The 17,778-nt window shown below is 67.6% G+C and carries 12 protein-coding genes and 1 pseudogene; 3 read left to right on the top strand and 10 right to left on the bottom strand.

All coding sequences use genetic code 11. The annotated features are described in order from the left end of the window. The first annotated feature begins 91 nt into the window (after nucleotides 1-91). Complete coding sequence (locus tag DLJ47_RS24710; protein WP_109903246.1) at nucleotides 92-541, top strand: group II intron maturase-specific domain-containing protein; 450 nt, start codon at nucleotides 92-94, stop codon at nucleotides 539-541. A 168-nt stretch (nucleotides 542-709) separates the two neighbouring features. Here the strand turns inward: DLJ47_RS24710 and DLJ47_RS24715 are convergent, their stop codons facing one another. The 9 genes from DLJ47_RS24715 to DLJ47_RS37095 all read right to left on the bottom strand — a co-directional run bounded on the left by DLJ47_RS24715 (nucleotide 710) and on the right by DLJ47_RS37095 (nucleotide 12,577). Then, the gene (locus DLJ47_RS24715; protein ID WP_109903248.1) at nucleotides 710-1,552 is read right to left on the bottom strand and encodes a universal stress protein; all 843 of its coding nucleotides are present in this window, start codon (nucleotides 1,550-1,552) and stop codon (nucleotides 710-712) included. Beyond that, nucleotides 1,549-2,964, bottom strand: coding sequence for an acyltransferase family protein (locus tag DLJ47_RS24720; protein WP_109903250.1), 1,416 nt, complete (start codon nucleotides 2,962-2,964; stop codon nucleotides 1,549-1,551). The genes DLJ47_RS24715 and DLJ47_RS24720 overlap by 4 nt, the downstream gene beginning before the upstream one ends. A 258-nt stretch (nucleotides 2,965-3,222) precedes the next feature. Continuing rightward, on the bottom strand, nucleotides 3,223-5,055 hold the full coding sequence (locus DLJ47_RS24725) for an AMP-dependent synthetase/ligase (RefSeq protein WP_109903268.1): 1,833 nt from the start codon (nucleotides 5,053-5,055) through the stop codon (nucleotides 3,223-3,225). Between the two features lie 293 nt (nucleotides 5,056-5,348). Next, nucleotides 5,349-7,739, bottom strand: a complete 2,391-nt coding sequence (locus DLJ47_RS24730) for a phosphoketolase family protein (protein WP_109903252.1) — start codon at nucleotides 7,737-7,739, stop codon at nucleotides 5,349-5,351. A 318-nt stretch (nucleotides 7,740-8,057) separates the two neighbouring features. Beyond that, nucleotides 8,058-9,212, bottom strand: coding sequence for a DUF1576 domain-containing protein (locus tag DLJ47_RS24735; protein WP_109903254.1), 1,155 nt, complete (start codon nucleotides 9,210-9,212; stop codon nucleotides 8,058-8,060). A 12-nt stretch (nucleotides 9,213-9,224) separates the two neighbouring features. Continuing rightward, nucleotides 9,225-10,418, bottom strand: coding sequence for an ISAs1 family transposase (locus tag DLJ47_RS24740; RefSeq protein WP_109903256.1), 1,194 nt, complete (start codon nucleotides 10,416-10,418; stop codon nucleotides 9,225-9,227). 412 nt (nucleotides 10,419-10,830) lie between these two features. Further along, nucleotides 10,831-11,286, bottom strand: a complete 456-nt coding sequence (locus DLJ47_RS24750; protein ID WP_109903260.1) for a phosphate-starvation-inducible PsiE family protein — start codon at nucleotides 11,284-11,286, stop codon at nucleotides 10,831-10,833. 308 nt (nucleotides 11,287-11,594) lie between these two features. Further along, nucleotides 11,595-12,125: a zinc-binding dehydrogenase gene (locus DLJ47_RS37090; protein ID WP_233258000.1), complete on the bottom strand. Its 531-nt coding sequence runs from the start codon at nucleotides 12,123-12,125 to the stop codon at nucleotides 11,595-11,597. Then, nucleotides 12,119-12,577, bottom strand: coding sequence for an alcohol dehydrogenase catalytic domain-containing protein (locus DLJ47_RS37095; RefSeq protein WP_233258001.1), 459 nt, complete (start codon nucleotides 12,575-12,577; stop codon nucleotides 12,119-12,121). Before DLJ47_RS37095 ends, DLJ47_RS37090 begins: the two co-directional genes overlap by 7 nt. A 195-nt stretch (nucleotides 12,578-12,772) precedes the next feature. Here DLJ47_RS37095 and DLJ47_RS37100 point away from each other — a divergent pair, with 195 nt between their 5' ends. Both DLJ47_RS37100 and DLJ47_RS24765 read left to right on the top strand, forming a co-directional pair. Then, nucleotides 12,773-13,090 (top strand): transposase, encoded by a 318-nt coding sequence (locus DLJ47_RS37100; protein ID WP_255562333.1) that lies wholly within the window; start codon nucleotides 12,773-12,775, stop codon nucleotides 13,088-13,090. A 437-nt stretch (nucleotides 13,091-13,527) separates the two neighbouring features. Beyond that, nucleotides 13,528-15,735, top strand: a pseudogene (locus DLJ47_RS24765) (cation-translocating P-type ATPase); the annotation flags it as partial. 77 nt (nucleotides 15,736-15,812) lie between these two features. Here the strand turns inward: DLJ47_RS24765 and ltrA are convergent. After that, nucleotides 15,813-17,066 (bottom strand): group II intron reverse transcriptase/maturase, encoded by a 1,254-nt coding sequence (gene ltrA, locus DLJ47_RS37105; RefSeq protein ID WP_109903266.1) that lies wholly within the window; start codon nucleotides 17,064-17,066, stop codon nucleotides 15,813-15,815. Nucleotides 17,067-17,778 lie beyond the last annotated feature (712 nt).

Genomic DNA, 17,778 nt, shown 5'->3' on the forward strand with positions numbered 1-17,778 from the left:
CCGCGAGCCGCTGACCAGCAGCGACACCACCGCCTAGAGACACGCCCGACAGGCATACGTCCACGCGTTCCCCCAGCTCACGCCCCAGATCATGTCTCTAGCCCCCCTGAATTACGCGGAACGCAGGTACGAGCACACGTCGTTCACCTTCCTTGGACTCACGTTCCAAGCCCGCAAGGCGCGAAGCAGGAAGGGGAAGAACTTCACCAACTTCCTGCCCGCGATCAGCAAGGGAGCCCTGAAGAAGATCAGCAGGGAAGTCCGCTCCTGGCGGATCCACCTGCGGATCGGCCACACCTTCGCCGAGCTCGCACGAAAGATCAACCCGATCGTGCGCGGCTGGCTGCAGTACTACGGGGCGTACTACCGCTCCGCGCTGCTGCCCCTCCTGGAACGCATCAACGCCTACCTGGTGCGCTGGATCCGCAAGAAGTACAAACGACTGCGGCCGTTCAGGAAGGCCCAACAGTGCTGGCAGCGCATCACCCGCCAGTACCCGAGGCTCTTCGCCCACTGGGCATGGACACCGCGCTTCTGGTGATCAGGATGACAAGAGCCGTGTAACGGGAGACTGTTACGCACGGTTCTGTGGGAGCCCGGAGGTGAAATCCCCCCGGGCCACCCGACCTTAGTGAGATTAACGCCGAGCTCCACCTGGCCTATCTCGCCGACGGTAAGTGGAACTGGCTGCCCTGCCCTGGGGTGTCTTTCAGGGACGCACGATGGCGGTGGGGCACGGGGCGTGGTGCAGGACGGCGTGGCTGGTGGAACCGAACAGCAGGCCGGTGAAGCCTCCGCGGCCGCGTGCGCCTACGACGACGAGTTGGGCGTCTGCGGCGGCGCGCAGCAGTGCGCTGGCAGGTTGGTCGGCGACGGTCACCTGTTCGACGGCGACGTCGGGATATCGCAGGGCCCGTCCGGCGAGTGATTCGGCGAGGACTAGGGGCTCTGCCGCGAGGTGCTGGTCGTCGTGGAGGAGTGCTGGGGGTTGCCAGGCGTGGACCGCCCGCAGGGGTGCGTCGCGCCATGCTGCTTCGTCAATTGCGTGGTCGATGGCGTGGCCGCTGAGAGGCGAGCCATCGACACCGACCACGACTGGGCCGGTGCGGTCGGTGTCTCCCTTGACGATGTGGACGGGACAGGTGGCGTGGACGGTTGTCTGCACCGCTACGGAACCGACGAGGAGGCCGGTGAATCCACCAAGGCCACGGTCGCCGATAACGATCATTTCTGCGGTGCGGGACTCGGCGGTGAGGACGGCGGCCGGAGCGCCGGTGACGACGGCCCCGTCGACGTCGATGTCGGGCGTGGCCGTCGCGACGGCCTGCATGGCCTGCTTGACGATGCGGTGGGCCTGGTTGCGAAGGCCGGCCTCCGGCGGCCCGATTGCGGGTCGGTCAAGGGGGACGTGGAACAGCGGCCAGATGAAGGCGTGCACGATTCGTAGGGGACGCTGGCGCCAGGTGGCCTCGCGGGCGGCGTAGTGCACGGCGCGCAGTGCTTCCTCGGAGCCGTCCACGCCGACGACGATCGGCGCGCGGACGTTGGTCATTCGCGTCTCCTACTCGGGTCGGCAGCCGGTTGGGCCTCATCGGTCGTGTCGGATGGCGGGGGTTCGGCGGGGGCACAGCGAAGCGCGTAGAGCAGTGCCGCACCGATGATGTACGCGACCAGGGCGATGGTGGGGATGCCGAGGGGAGCGGGCTGGGTGCGGGGCAGGAGGCTGTTGTCCAGCAGGCCGAAGGCCACCGCGGCGAGGCATGCGACGGCGAGCGTCAGGCGGGGAGCGGGCCGGGCCAGCCAATCGGCCAGTGCGGTAGGAAGCCAGCGTCCGCGGTGGCGCGGCCGCCTGGTTGCGCGGGCTTCGATGGGTCCGAAGACAGCGACGAGGACGGCGAGTACGGCGGTGAGCATGACGAGCCAGGGCACCCGCCAGGCGAACCAGGCGGCGCTGCCGGCGGGCTGGGTGGGCAGGATGCCGATGGCGTGCAGGGCGGCGGTGAGCAGGATCGCCGCGGTGATGTGCCACAGGAACACGGTGAGGATGATCGTGTTCACCGCGACGACGGCCGTCCACGGTCGGGGGCGGCGCAGCCACCGCTCGGCAGGTCCCCGCGCGAGCAGGGCTACGGCGAGTTGAACAGTGAACAGCGCGAACAGGGCGAGGCTGGGTGGGGACATGTTGTGCAGCCGCTCGCCCGGAACGTTGATCATGCTGACGGCGTAGGGTCCGGGGACGGTGAGCAGCAGCAGCACGGCGAGGCCCCCGGCCAAAAGCATCCACAGTGTGCGGCGGCTTGTGGGGAGGCGCCCGTCGCGCCAGAAGAAGCCTATCTGGTGGATGGCGAGCCACCCGAACAGGAAGCTGCCGTTGCCCCAGTTCTCATCGCCGAACAGGCGGGTAAGGTCGCCGGCGGCGACCAGGCCGATGAGGACCAACGGCACGGCGGCCCCGTAGCGGCAGTGCAGCCTCCACATCAGCGGGGTGAGCGTGACGACGATGAGGTAGACCGACAGGAACCACAACGGGATCGCGGCGAACCACACCACCAGCCGCACCCGCGACGGATCCGGCTGCCACACGTGCGCGACGCCGGCGCCAGCGGCGAGAGTCAGCACCAGCGCGGTGGTCGGGTACACCAGTCGCGCTCCGCGGTGTACCAGCCACTCCCCGGAGTGCTGCCCTTTGCGGTAGTGGGAGGTCAGGGAGGCGGCGTTGGCGTAGCCGCCGACGAGGAAGAAGATCGGCATGACCTGCACCAGCCAGGTGATCGGGTACGCCCACCGCAGGTCGGGTAGCGCGGACCGGCCGACGATCTGCCCGTCGTCGTAGCCGACGACGGTGACCAGCCAGTGGCCGAGGACCACGGCGACGATGGCGATCGCGCGCAGCAGGTCGATGAATCGTTCCCGGGACGGCGGCGTCCGCCGTGCCAGCCGGTGCAGCCCGGCGAGGAGCCCCACCGTCAGGTGAGGGCTGGACCGGCGGAGATGCCCGCCGAGTCGCGGCTGGACGTGCCGTGTGGCGTGAGGTCGTGCTCGCCTGACAGAGCGGACCGTCGCGCCTCGCTGTCGGCGTGCGATGCGCGGCGCCTGTGAATGCGCACGGCGGTCGCGGCTACCGCTGCGGCGATCGCCACGGGCAGAAGGAAAGTGGCACGGTGATGAGTGGGCCGTTTAGCTGGCCGTTGCCAGAGGTGCATCGGAGTCCTTTCGAGGTGATCAGTGGCCGCGGTAGAGGGCGTCAATGTCGGCGGCGTAGCGGCCGGCGACAGCATCACGCTTGATCTTGAGGGTGGGGGTGAGTTCCCCGTCGGCTTCGGTGAGGTCCCGGGGCAGGATGCGGAAGGTCTTGACCTGCTCCGCGCGGGAAACCGACCTGTTGGCGCGGTCGATCGCCGTCTGGATTTCGGTGCGTAGTTGCGGCAGGTCCCGTAGTTCCGCCACGGACGCGCTGGGATAGCCGTGGGCAGCACGCCAGCGCTGCCAGGCCTGCTCGTCGATGGTGACCAGCGCGGCGACGTAGGGCCGGCCGTCGCCGACGAGCATGCACTGGCTGATCAGCGGGTGGGTGCGGACAGCCGCTTCGATCGGTGCGGGAGCGAGGTTCTTGCCCGCCGCGGTGACGATGATCTCCTTCTTGCGGCCCGTGATGCTAAGGAACCCGTCCGGGTCAAGGCTGCCGATGTCTCCGGTCCGCAGCCACCCGTCGGGGGTGAACACGTCCCGATTCGCGTCCGCGTTGTTCCAGTACCCGGGGAACACCACGTCGCCGTAGGCCTGGATCTCGCCGTCCTCAGCGATCCGGATCGTGACGCCGGGCAGCGGCCGGCCGACCGTGCCGAGCCGCTGCGCCTCTAGCTGGTTCGCCGTCAGCGCCGGCGACGTTTCAGTCAGGCCGTAGCCCTCCAGAACGGTGATCCCCGCGCCGCGGAAGAAGTGCCCCAACCGTTCGCCCATGGCCGCTCCGCCGACGATCGCCATCCGGCACCGCCCGCCCAGCGCCGCCCTCAGCTTCCGGTACGCCACCAGGTCACACACGCTGTGGAGCAGCCGTAGCAACGGGCCGGGCCCGCTGGGAGAGTCGAGAGCGCGGCTGTAGCGCACCGCCACCCGGTCGGCGGCGGTGAACAACCAGCCACGGTGCGCGTCATCGGCCTTCTGCCGCGCGGTATTGTACATCTTCTCGAATACCCGAGGCACCGCGAGGATGAACGTCGGCCGGCGCCGGCGCAGCTGATCCAGCACCGCGGTGATGTCGGCGCTGTGCACCATGGTCGCCCGCGTCTGCACCATTCCCACCTGGATCAGCCGGGCGAACACATGGGCAAGGGGCAAGAACAGCACCGTCGACGCTCCGGGGTGCATCAGCTGCGGCAACACACCGACCGTGCTGGTGACGTCGCAGTAGATATTGCGGTGCGTCAGCACACACCCTTTCGGCCGGCCGGTCGTGCCGCTGGTGTAGACGATCGTGGCGATGTCCGCGCCGCTCACGCGCTTGCGGCGATCGTTTGCCTGGGCGTCGTCGACCGCGCGGCCCTGCCCGGCCAGCGCGATCAGGTCACCGGCGTCGATCTGCCACACCTCACGCAGTGACGGCAGCTTAGCCCGCGCCGCCGTGACCACCTCGGCGTGGGAGGCCGTCTCCGCGACGCAGCCCACCGCGCCCGAGTCCGACAGGATCCACTCAGCCTGTTCGGGGCTGGCGGTGTCGTAGATCGGCACCGTCACCGCACCGATCGTCCACAGCGCGTAGTCGACAAGCGTCCACTCATACCGCGTGCCGCTGATCAACGCGACTCGGTCACCGTGGTTGACGCCAGCGGCGAGGAACCCGCGCGCCAGGGCGAAGACGTCGTCGCGGAACTGCGCGCAGGTCACCGCTAGGTCGCCGCCGCGCTGCGGGCGGGGCACGGGCCATGCTCGCGACACCGGGGCCGGGCGAACGAACTGCACCGCCCGCGGCGCCTCGTCGGCGTTGATCCACACCCGCTCGGCCAGACCCGGCATGGCCGGCCCCACCTCGGCCGGAGCGACAGTCACGTCCTGCATCCGTACCTCCAGCGACAGTAGCTCCAACGCCGGCGCCTGGCATGGCGACCGCCGTCATCTCATGGTGTTCCCTCAACCGAGCGCGTGTCTTCGAAACCGCGACAGGCACCCGTATCGAGGAGTTGGTCATGGCAGCGGCCGGGTCACCAGTCGCTGGCCGACGAGCCCTGTTCGCGATCTCCGCGGGCTGAACGCCCCACCGCCCACCGCGAGACCGAGCGAGCCGTCGACACGTGACGCCACGCGCGCTGTCCGCTCCTCCACACCCGGCGCCGCGGGTAGGCTCGCGGCGGTCAGGCAGTGTCGGGCGCTTCGACTGTGGCCCATCGCCAACCGGTGACGTGCGGTGGATCCTCGCCGTAGCGGCGGGTGTGGTCGCGGCACTGCTGACGGGCGTCGACCATGGCCTGACGTAGGTGGGCCGCGGTGGCGCCGAGCCCGGGCACCCGGTCGATGACGTCGATGACCAGATGGAAACGATCGAGATCGTTGAGCATGACCATGTCGAACGGCGTGGTGGTGGTGCCCTCTTCCTTGTAGCCGCGCACGTGGATGTTGTGGTGGTTGGCGCGCCGGTAGGTGAGGCGGTGGATGAGCGTCGGATAGCCGTGGTAAGCGAAGATTACAGGCCTGCTCCGGGTGAAGATCGTGTCGAACTGGCTGTCCGGCAGGCCGTTCGGGTGTTCGCGCTGCGGCTGCAGCCGCATCAGGTCGACCACGTTGACGACCCGGACCTTCAGCTGCGGTAGATGCTGTCGGAGCAGGTCGGCTGCGGCGAGCGTCTCCAGGGTCGGCGCGTCGCCGGCGCAGGCGAGCACGACGTCCGGCTCGCTGCCGTGGTCGCTGCTGGCCCAGCCCCAGATGCCCACGCCGCGTCGGCAGTGCAGGATAGCCTGCTCCATCGACAACCAGTTCGGGGCATGGTTCTTCCCGGCGATCACGACGTTGATGCGGTTGCCGCCCCGCAAACAGCAGTCCATCGTATAGAGCAGCGTGTTGGCGTCCGGCGGTAGGTAGACCCGGACGATCTCGGCTTTCTTGTTGACCACGTGGTCGATGAACCCAGGGTCCTGGTGAGAGAAGCCGTTGTGGTCCTGGCGCCAGACGTGCGAGGAGAGCAGGTAGTTCAACGAGGCCACCGGACGCCTCCAGGGGATGCCCCGGCTCACCTTCAGCCACTTGGCGTGCTGGTTGACCATCGAGTCCACGATGTGGATGAACGCCTCGTAGCTGGTGAACAGGCCGTGCCGGCCGGTGAGCAGGTAGCCTTCCAGCCACCCCTGGCACAGGTGCTCGGAGAGCACCTCCATGACCCTCCCGTCGGGAGACAGGCCCTCGTCGGTCGGCTCGGTGGCGGCGACGAACGCCCGGCCGGTGACCTCCAACGCGGCGCCGAGCCGGTTCGAGGCGACCTCGTCCGGGCCGAACAGGCGGAATCGGTCGGGATTGGCCAGGATGACATCGCGCAGCCAGCCGCCCAGCACCCGGGTGGCCTCGGCCGTCGAGCCGCCCGGCGTGTGCACCGGCACCGCGTAGTCACGGAAGTCCGGCAGGGCCAGGTCGCGTAGCAACAGTCCGCCGTTGGCATGCGGGTTCGCGCTCATCCGCCGCTGTCCGCGCGGCGGCGCGGCGAGCGACTCCGTCGGCGCACCGACCGCGTCGAACAGCTCCTCAGGGCCGTAGCTGCGCAGCCACGCCTCCAGCGCCGCGAGTTGCTGCGGGTCGTCCCGGCCCCGGGACAGCGGCACCTGGTGCGCCCGAGACGTGCCCTCGACCTGCTGTCCGTCGACCACGCCCGGTCCGGTCCACCCCTTGGGGGTGCGCAGCACGATCATCGGCCAGCGTGGGCGGCGGATGTCGCCTGCGGTGCGGGCGCGGTGCTGGATGGCGGCGATCTCCTCCACCGCGTCCTCCAGCGCGGCGGCGAGCTTCTGGTGCACGGTCTCCGGCTCGTCGCCGTCCACCAGGTGCGGCTCGTGGCCGAAGCCGCGCATCAGCGACACGAGATCGTCCTGCGGGATCCGGGCGTAGATCGTCGGACTGGCGATCTTGTAGCCGTTCAGATGCAGGATCGGCAGCACCGCACCGTCACGCGCCGGATTGAGAAACACATTGGACAACCAACTCGCCGCCAGCGGGCCGGTCTCGGCCTCCCCGTCGCCGACCACGCAGGCGACGATCAGGTCAGGATTGTCCAGCGCGGCGCCGTAGGCGTGCATGAGCGAGTAACCCAGCTCACCGCCCTCGTGGATGGAGCCGGGCACCTCCGGCGCCACGTGGCTCGGAATGCCACCGGGAAAGGAGAACTGGCGAAACAGCCGTGCCATCCCCGCCTCGTCGCGGGTCACCGACGCGTACAGCTCGCTGTAGGTGCCCTCCAACCAGGTGTTCGCAACGATGGCCGGACCGCCGTGCCCAGGGCCTGTCACGTATATCACGTTCAGGTCACGGGTGGTGATCAGCCGGTTGAGGTGCGCGTACACCAGGTTGAGCCCCGGGCTGGTGCCCCAGTGGCCGAGCAACCTCGGCTTGACGTGCTCGGGCCGCAGCGGTTCGCGCAGTAGCGGGTTGTCCAGCAGGTAGATCTGACCGACCGTGAGGTAGTTGGCCGCCCGCCAGTACGCGTCGACCCGCCGCAACTCGCTACTGTCCAGCGGGTATCGCAGGCTGGCCTTGGTGTCCATGGCTCACAGCCTCCCCCAAGAACAGCGCCCGCGCGCACGAATCCTGAAAAGGCAGCCACCGGAAGCAGGAGCCACAACGGCTACGAACACGGTCTCACCCGTGGCCACAGGGCCTGCGGATTGACCGGCACCGACGGGCGATCAGCACCGAGGACCCGGTCCGCCGGGGTCGTGCGGACCGCCACCCCGGCGTGGAAATCCCGGGCAGCCTCGCCGAACGCGTCCCGGGCGGCGCCATGAACGGGCGTGCCGGTTACCGCACGCTGCTCGGGAATCCACCACGAGCCCGACGCCAGGCAGGTCCCCGCGCCGACCGGCTCACCGTCGGTTGCCCTGGCCCCGCCGCACGGCCACGATGACCGGCACCAGAACGGCGGCGACGATCCCGCCGACGAAGCCGTTGTGGTAGAGGTTGAGGCCCGCGTGTACGTACCCCACGCTCAGTACAGCCGAGGAGTGCAGGAACCCCGCTACGACACCCCACCGCCATCCGAAGTGGCCAGCGATGGGTGCCAACGTGGTCGCCAGCAGCACCGCGAGTTGAACTGACGGATCGTCGGCGTGCCACGGTTTCGCCAACGCACCCACGAACACCCCGACCATGACCGGGATGATGTTGCGCGGATGCTTTCCGAACGCCGCGAATCCGACGACAGTGAACATCGCCCCGATCACTGGCCCGTTCAGGTCACCGCCGACGCCGAGGATGTACACCATAGCGACGACGCCGCAGGCGCCCATGTTGACGAACGTCGGCCCAGCTCCGAACAGCGCGACGAAATCGGCCGGTGTCCGCCCCGACGTACGTATCAGCTCGCGCATTTTCGACGGGATGTCCCGGTCAAGAAGAAACCCGATCGCCACCATCGAGGCGAACACGGCGGTCAAGAACGCGGCAACCGGGAAGGCAACCCCGTTTGTCCACACCACGACCGGTTCTCGCACGAGACCATACGACCTGAGCAGCGCCACAACCAAAGTTCCGATAAGGCCGGCGGCAAACCCTACGTTGTAGAGGTTAAATCCCATGTGGGTTTTGAAGAGATGGGCGGCCGAGGGCGGCAGGATGAACCCGACAAGCAAGCTCACGGCAGCGCTCAGCGGCAATCTGACCGCCAGCGGCATGAGCGGGTTGAGCAGAATATCCGAGAAGATGGGAGCGAGGGCGGCGCCTAAGAAGGCGGTGTTGACGTGCCGCGCGAACGGCTCTCGCGCGAACCGGGCGTAGAGGAACACGCCCAGCACGGTGGGCCAGATGTTCAGCAGATTCTTCCCGAACAGACCGAACCCGAGAAGCAGAAACAGGGACGCGATCGACACCCCGGTCATCTCGACGCGCAGTTTGAGGTAGACAACTGCGGAGCACAAGGTCAGCATCCCGGCGTTGACGAACGCGGGGCCGACGCCGGCGACGCCGAAGTAGTCCGTGAGAAGGGCGTTTCTTGTCGCGAGAATCTCGGCGAGACCCCGCACGGTGCGGCAGGGTCATTGCGTAGTCGAGTAGCTGCTGGTCACGGTGGTGATGAGGTCGTGGGGGCGGCGGTTGGCGCGTCGGGTGGCTCGAGCGATGTTGGTCTCGCCGTTGCCGCGGTGGAATCCGATGGCGGTGTTGCGCAGGACCGCTGTGACGGCGGGTCCGTTGCCGGTACGGGCCCGGTGGCCGTCCTCGCCGAAGGTCACATCGCGGACCCAGTGCAGCCGGTTCTCGATGTGCCATTCCAGGCGGGCCCATTGCTGCAGGTCAGCGGGCTGGGCGTGGGCGGCGGTCAGTGACGCCACCAGATAGACCGTCTCGCGGGTCCGCTTGCCGGCGATCGTGCGGGTGCGGGTGATCCGGACGGCCTGCTGGGCGTGGGGGAACCCGATGCCGCCGGGAGTCTGGAGGGTCAGCGCCTTGACGGTGCGGGTCTCGCGGCGGCCGTGTCCGGTGTCGCGGTGTTGGTCCCCGATCGGCACCTGCGCCCACGGCAGCCGTCTGAGTTGGGCGAACAAGGTCGGCTGGTTGGCCTTGACCGACACGTACAGGTCCCCGCCGGCAGCGGCGACAGTGCGGGCGTGGGCGACCTGCGTGTGCAGGGCGTCCGCGACGATCACCACCCCGGCCAGGCTGCCCAGCCGTGCCTTGACCTGCTCCAGCAGCGGGGCGAACGCCGGAATTTCGTTCGACTTCGCCGCGACCTGGACCTGCGCCAGGACCACACCGGTGCAGGTGTCGTAGGCCGACAGCAGATGGACCCGTCCCTCGGGTAGGACCGCGCCCCGCAGTACCTTGCCGTCAACAGCGATGACCCGCCGCACCGGCGGCGACGGCGCCGACACCCGCGAGCACAGCCAGTCCGCCAGGACCGCCGTCAACGTCTCGGCGTCAACGCGGACCAGCAGCCGCCACAGCGTGGTCAACACCGGCACCCGACCGGTGAACCCGAGCCGGCCCCACGCCGGCGCATCGAGATCATCGACCCAGTCGCCGATCGCGGCGAACGTGCTGGCTCCGGCCATCACCGCGCACACCGCGACCGCGAGCACGCTCGCCAGCGGGTACCGGATCCCCCGCGGGTCACGCGGGTCGGGAACCCGCGCCAGGGCCTCCAGCAGGCCAAACGACCCACCGCCGGCAGCGGTGGTGTCGCACGGGACGGGGGCATGCTGACGGATCACGTCGATCAGCGATGATGACATGCGCGGGTGTGGTCCTTCTCGGTGTCATGTTGTCTCAGCAACTCCATGATCACCGACGGGCCACACCCGTTCCGCATCACCCTCCACACAGGCCGCGGCACCCCGTACGGCCAGGTCAGACGCACCTCAATCGACTACGCAAAGACCCTGCACGGTGCGGGCCGGAGTGTCGGCGAGCAAGCCGAACACAAGGAACGCTACGGCGTACAAGGAGACGATGAGCAACGTCACCCTGTTCGATCCCCGCACCTGCTGCCCCACCTTCCGGTCCTTGGGTTCCTGAACAACACCACCGCGGTACGCGTCCCCTTGTCGGTCGCACGAAAGTCGCGCCTCCGCCAAGGCGACGTACCAGCCCCGCATCAGCCGCCGTAGGGCCGAACCGGCCAGAGGCGCGGGTGTCAGGTTGGTGTCAGGTGCGGCGGTGTTCGCTTTCGGAGTCGGCCTGCACAGCGTCGGGGTGGCGCTTCAACCTCAGCAGAAACACGCCGGTGGCGAGCGCGAGGATGATGGCGCTGATCCCGACGGCGGTCATCGGCTCCGTCTTCTCAGCGTCGATGACGATGACCTTCCTGGAAATCGCAATGATCGCCACAATCATGACGACCTCCACGCGGTCCACGCGTTCGTGAAAGTATGTCTTGACGATCGCTTCGAACAGTTCGACGCCGATCACGACCAGCAGGAATAGACCGAACAGGTCGAGCAGTTCGTTGATCTCCAGGATCATCACGGGCGGGCTGGTGATGTCGTTGAACAGCACCCATGCCAGTTCAAGCACCGAGAGAACCAGGACAACGGCCAACAGCAGCAGCAGGACGCCGATGACGAGTCGCTCGAAACGTCTGATCCACCGGCTTGCCGTCATGGTAGGAGGACCCGTCGTCTGTCGTGTCCGGCGCGTCGGCAGCACCGGCAAGGGACAAGAATCACCGCACCCATCCGGGACCTACGGCGAGCCCCGTGTGCGGCAAGGGCATGGCATGCCGGGTTCGGCAGGCGGCTTTGGAAAACGCACGAACGGACACGCAGGCAGCACGCCCGAGCCGACGATCGCCACCACGTCTCACGCAGGAATACGACAACCGATGTTCTACGTTCGACACCAGCCGTGCGAGGTGGTCGGAGCCGACATCCCAAGAGCGCGTTGAGGTCTTCACAGAACCCGTCGGCGGTTCACCCTCGAGACAGCGCCACTTTGAGTGTTCCGGTCTGTCCTGGCTGGGAGAAGGCGTCATAGGCCCGCATGATGTCCCCCAGCGGAAACCGGTGGGTGATCATGTTGGCGGTGTCGATCCGCCCGGCGGCGACCATCCGCAGGAGGGTCGGGATGGAGTAGGTGTCCACCAGGCCCGTGGTAATCGTGATGTCCCGAATCCAGAGCTCCTCCAGATGCAGCGTCGCCGGCTTGCCGTGTACCCCGATGTTCGCCACCCGCCCACCCGGTCGGACCAGGGTGAGGCAGAGCTCGAACGATGCCGGCACCCCTACTGCCTCCAGCACCACGTCTGCCCCGAGCCCGTCGGTGACCGAGCGAACCACCTTCAGCACGTCGTCGTCTGGCTTGACGACGATGTCCGCGCCGAGTTGCGTGGCCGCCCGCAACCGGCCGTCTGCCTTTTCGACCACGATGACGCACAACGGCGAGAACAGCCGGGCTGTCCAGATGGCCGCGAGTCCGATGGGGCCAGCCCCCACGATCACCACTGTGTCGCCCCGGGGTGACCTGCAGTTCCATCTCCACGGTCAATCCCTACATACGCCGTGGGCAGAACATCAGCGAGGATCAGGGCGGCCTCGTCGGAGACGTCGTCCGGCAACGTGTACGTGGACAGGTCCGCGAACGGCACCAGGGCCAACTCCGCCTGCACCCCATCGATTTGGTGTCCCAGGATCCAGCCGCCCCCGCCCAGGCACTGGCCGTACCGTGCCTGCCGGCAGAAACGGCAGCGCCCGCAGGCGGAGATGCATGATGCGAGCACCCGGTCGCCCGGCCGTACGGTGCTGACCGCGGCGCCGACCTCGGTGACCGTGCCGACCGCCTCGTGTCCGAGAACCCGCCCGGCCTGCACCTCGGGCACGTCTCCGCTCAGGATGTGCAGATCGGTGCCACAGATGGTGACGGCGTCAACCCGGATGATCGCGTCGGTGGGATTCACGACCTGTGGGTCCGGCACCTCGTCCCAGGACCGCTTCCCAGGACCGCCGTAGACTAGCGCCCTCACCTTGGTTACCTCCCCACCCCATTCGAGTGGCTGGTTGGACGCACTCAGCATCTCAATCGGACTGCCACGCCGCCCGAGAACCGGGAAACTCACCGGACGACACGGCGCGCGTCGCAATTTGGGGTCTACCTGCTCAAGGAACAGTTCCGGCAGGTCATCGCGGTCAAGGGCGCAGACGGCCGGCTGCTGCTGCAGGGCTGGCTGCGCTGGGCAAGCCGGTCGAAGCTGGCCCCGTTCGTCAAACTCGCCCGCTCGATCCGCCGTCATCTGCCAGCGATCCACAACATGCTCGACAGCGGCCTGTCCAACGCCCGGATCGAGGCCAACAACGTCCACCTGCGCGTCCTGACCCGCCAGGCCTACGGCTACCGCAGCGCCCAAGCGCTGATCACCATGGCCAACCTCCGCCGCGGCGGCCTGTGCCCACCACTACCCGGACGATCATGAAACCCCACCCACGAGAACATCAGTAGACCCGGATTTCGGCGGGCTTGCCGCAAGGCCGCCCGGACATTTGCGGTCATCCTGTTGGCCACGTCCTGGCTGCACGTCGGGATCGGGCACCTTGTATCGAGGTCTCGCCTCCAGCAAGCGCGAGGGTTTGAATACATCGGGCGAAGTCCTGCGGACGTTCGCCGATCGGCGTCATCATGGCAAAGGGGATTTGACGTGCGATGGGGGTGTCTGCCCATGTCCCAGATCTGCTCGGTGCGGGCGCGCACCGGTCGCAAGGCCGTCGAACGAGTCGACGCGGGCTCTACCGCTTGTCTGGACAGCGCTGGTCGCGTTTCGATGGCCGAGCCGAGCACGCGGGGCGGATGCCTGTGGACAATCGCCGTCGGCGCAGTTGTGCCCACCGTGCGAGGGCCGCGGGGCAGGCGACCGTGTCTGTAGTCAAGGAGCATCACACGCTGGCAGCGCACGACGTGGTCGTGCTGCTGGAGACCGACGCCGAGCGCGGGCTTTCCGCTGAGGAGGCGTCGCAGCGGCTGCAGCGGTTCGGACCGAACGTGCTTCCCACTGCGGCCCGCGGGAACGCGTGGATGCGGCTGCTGCGTCAGTTCCATCACCCGCTGATCTACGTCCTGATAGCCGCGGGAGTGGTCACCGCCGCGTTGGGCAAGGGCGTCGACTCCGTCGTCATCTTCGCCGTGGTGGTCGTCAACGCCCTCATCGGGATGGTGCAGGAGTCCAAGGCGGAGGCCGCGTTGTCCGCGTTGCGGTCCATGGTTCGCACGCAGGCCCGGGTGGTGCGTGACGGTCACGAGCGCCAGTTGGCCTCGGAGGAGATCGTGCCCGGTGACCTCGTTCTGGTGGAGGCCGGTGACAAGGTGCCGGCCGATCTTCGGGTGGTGCGCCTGGCGGAGTTGCGGGTGGATGAGTCCGCCCTCACTGGCGAGTCCGCCCCTGTCGTGAAGGACGAGGTGGCCGTACCCGAGCCCACACCCGTTGCGGACCGGCGCAACATGGTCTACTCCGGCACACTCGTGAGCGGGGGTTCTGGGGTGGGTGTGGCCGTCGCCACGGGGGCGCAGACCGAGATCGGTCAGATCCATCGTCTCGTCGGGGCCGCGCAGACGCTGGCCACTCCTCTGACGGCGAAGCTCACCCGGTTCAGCCGGCTGCTGACCGTGGTGATCCTCGCTCTCGCCGCGGTGACGTTCGCCGTTGGCGTGCTGCGAGGGCAGCCTGTGGTCGAGACGTTCACCGCCGCAGTGGCACTGGCTGTCAGCGCGATCCCCGAAGGGCTACCGGCGGTGGTGACGATCACTCTCGCGATCGGCGTCGCCCGCATGGCGCGCCGGCGGGCGGTCATCCGACGGCTGCCGGCGGTGGAGACGCTCGGCAGCACGACCATCATCTGTTCGGACAAGACGGGCACGCTCACCGAGAACCAGATGACGGTACGGGCCGTCGTCACGCCCGACGGCGCCTACGAGGTCACCGGTGCCGGCTACACCCCCGAGGGGGAGCTGCGCGACCGCGACGGCGCTCCCGCAGCAGTCGCGCACGACCACGCGCTGCGGTGGTGCCTGCGTGCCGGCGTCGCCTGCAGTGACACCAGCATCGTCCGCGACGACCGCGGGTGGCGCGTCATCGGCGATCCCACCGAGGCAGCCATGATCGTCGCTGGTGCCAAGGCAGGCGTCACGCCGGCCGAAGTCGGCGAGGAGTTCCCACGCGTCGCAGTGGTCCCGTTCAGCTCCGAGAGGCAGTACATGGCCACTCTCCACCGCGAGCGGGCCACCGGCGACCATGTCGCGCTGGCCAAGGGTGCCGTGGAGCGCATCGTCGCCATGTGCACTCACCAGATGGGCGCCGACGGCTCGGTCCGGCCGCTGGACGAGGATGCGGTTGCCCGCGCCGCTGAACGCCTTGCCGGCGGTGGGTTGCGCGTGTTGGCCACCGCTGTGCGGTCCGGCGCCGATCCCGAGGAGTTCGAGGCGCGCGAGGGGGCCGTCGCGTTGGTGTTGACGGGGTTGCAGGCGATGCTCGACCCGCCCCGAGCCGCCGCAGCCGCCGCCGTCGCGGCGTGCCACACTGCCGGAATCACGGTCAAGATGATCACCGGCGACCACGCGACCACCGCCACCGCCATCGCCCGTCGGCTCAAGCTTCTTGGCGACGGCCACAACGAGAGCGATCACGGCGATGGGCGGGTGTTGACCGGTACCAGACTGGCCGCACTCACCGCCGAACAGTACCCGCCCGCTGTCGAGCGGGCGCAGGTGTTCGCCCGTGTCTCCCCGGAACAGAAGTTGAATCTGGTCGAAGCGCTCCAGGCGCGCGGCCACGTGGTAGCCATGACCGGTGACGGCGTCAACGACGCGCCGGCGCTGCGCCGCGCCAACATCGGCATAGCCATGGGGCAGGCCGGCACGGAGGTCGCCCGAGATGCCGCCGACATGGTTCTGACCGACGACGACTTCGCCACCATCGAGGCAGCCGTGGAGGAAGGCCGCGGGGTGTTCGACAACCTCACCAAGTTCATCGTCTGGACGCTGCCCACCAACATGGGCCAGGGACTGGTCATCCTCGTGGCCATCCTGTTGGGCACCACGCTGCCTATCGTGCCCACTCAGGTCGGGTGGCCCGGGGGGATTTCACCCCCGGGCTCCCACAGAACCGTGCGTAACAGTCTCCCGTTACACGGCTCTTGTCATCCTGATCACCAGAAGCGCGGTGTCCATGCCCAGTGGGCGAAGAGCCTCGGGTACTGGCGGGTGATGCGCTGCCAGCACTGTTGGGCCTTCCTGAACGGCCGCAGTCGTTTGTACTTCTTGCGGATCCAGCGCACCAGGTAGGCGTTGATGCGTTCCAGGAGGGGCAGCAGCGCGGAGCGGTAGTACGCCCCGTAGTACTGCAGCCAGCCGCGCACGATCGGGTTGATCTTTCGTGCGAGCTCGGCGAAGGTGTGGCCGATCCGCAGGTGGATCCGCCAGGAGCGGACTTCCCTGCTGATCTTCTTCAGGGCTCCCTTGCTGATCGCGGGCAGGAAGTTGGTGAAGTTCTTCCCCTTCCTGCTTCGCGCCTTGCGGGCTTGGAACGTGAGTCCAAGGAAGGTGAACGACGTGTGCTCGTACGAGCCGCGCCGGTTGCCGTCCTTGCAGTACACGATCTTGGTCTTGTCGGGGTGCAGTCGCAGCCCGACCTCGTCCATCCTGTTCCCGAGTGCCGCCAGCACCTGGCGGGCCTGGCGCTCGCTGACGCAGTGCACGACCGCGTCATCGGCATAGCGTTCGAACTGCACGTCCGGAAAGTTGCGGGCGAGCCAGGTGTCGAACGCGTAGTGCATGAACAGGTTCGCCAGCACGGGCGAGACCGCGGACCCCTGCGGGGTCCCCCGGTCCCGCTGCTGCAAGGTCCCGTCGGGCAGTTGCAGCGGCGCTTGGAGCCACCGCTCGACATACAACGTCACCCAGACGGCGTCGGTGTGAGCCTGGACAGCCTTGACGATGAGGTCCCACCGGACGCTGTCGAAGAACTTCTGAATGTCAAGATCGATCACCCAGTCTTTCTTCCAACACCGTTGCCGGCAACGCTGGACCGCATCCAGGGCCGACCGCTTCGGCCGGTAACCGTAGGAATCCTCGTGAAATATTGGATCCACACGAATTCCCAAGTGCTTGGCCACCACGGTCTGCGCGACCCGGTCGGCGACGGTGGGGACGCCGAGCATCCTCGTGCCGCCGCCGTGCTGTTTCGGAATCTCCACCGCTCGCACCGGAGGCGGAAAGTACGTCCCCGACGACATCCGATTCCAGATCTTGTAAAGGTTGCCCTTCAGATCGGCCTCGAAGTCGGCGATGGACTGCCCATCCACCCCCGGCGCGCCCTGATTTCGCTTTACCTCACGAAACGCCTCCCAGACCTCCCACTTCGAAATCTCAAACGGCTTCTCTGGTGACTTCAGCTTGTCCATCGGCTCCTCCCGAACAACGTCCGGTTGACCAGACACACACAGCCACGGATGACCCGGCTCCTTCGCTCCACCCCCATTACAGGGGCTTCGGCACTACTACGAGCCGGTCCGCCAGCACGCCTCGCGACGATACTCAACCCCTTGCGGTGTCAGCCGCTTGGAGCGCTCCCTCTCGCACCCCGCGCCGGGGCAGCGGTGTCGAGACATGCCTTCCCACGTTCCGTGCAAGAGCAGCAGATCAGGCTCACGTCACCTCCATGCCGGACACCATCTGGCCAGTAAACGGGTATCCGCCAGACTCTTCCCGGGATCAACAAGGCACCCCGGTTTTGATGCCACCTAGAGTTAAATAACGACACGTCGTCAGTGATTCGCTCACGCTCGTCTTCCTGATCCCCACCTGACACTTCAATCAGTGCCTTTTCCACATCGCTCACCACGGTCGCGTTACCACTTCCGCAGCATGTGGCGGTTTGGAACCTCCCCCCGCAGGGCGATTCCGAAGGGCCAAAACCTTCATCTCCTGCACAGCACCGCATAAAGTCGCTCTACCTACATAAGCTCCTCCTTGCGTTCGTGGCACACCTTGTTCTTTAACCCCTGGCGTCTCGGCCGCCGAGATAGTCCTTTGTGGATCCGGCGTGTCGTGGAGACGGAAGCCGGCCACCGTCTGATGATCCTTCGGTTCCCTGGCAAGGACGCGAAGAACAAG

It is taken from the genome of Micromonospora sp. S4605 (assembly GCF_003176715.1).
GTDB lineage: Bacteria > Actinomycetota > Actinomycetes > Mycobacteriales > Micromonosporaceae > Micromonospora > Micromonospora echinaurantiaca.

Coding starts and splice junctions, on each gene's coding strand:
- DLJ47_RS24710 (WP_109903246.1), top strand. CDS start 92: ATGTCTCTAGCCCCCCTGAATTACGCGGAACGCAGGTACGAGCACACG.
- DLJ47_RS24715 (WP_109903248.1), bottom strand. CDS start 1,552: ATGACCAACGTCCGCGCGCCGATCGTCGTCGGCGTGGACGGCTCCGAG.
- DLJ47_RS24725 (WP_109903268.1), bottom strand. CDS start 5,055: ATGCAGGACGTGACTGTCGCTCCGGCCGAGGTGGGGCCGGCCATGCCG.
- DLJ47_RS24730 (WP_109903252.1), bottom strand. CDS start 7,739: ATGGACACCAAGGCCAGCCTGCGATACCCGCTGGACAGTAGCGAGTTG.
- DLJ47_RS24740 (WP_109903256.1), bottom strand. CDS start 10,418: ATGTCATCATCGCTGATCGACGTGATCCGTCAGCATGCCCCCGTCCCG.
- DLJ47_RS24750 (WP_109903260.1), bottom strand. CDS start 11,286: ATGACGGCAAGCCGGTGGATCAGACGTTTCGAGCGACTCGTCATCGGC.
- ltrA (WP_109903266.1), bottom strand. CDS start 17,066: ATGGACAAGCTGAAGTCACCAGAGAAGCCGTTTGAGATTTCGAAGTGG.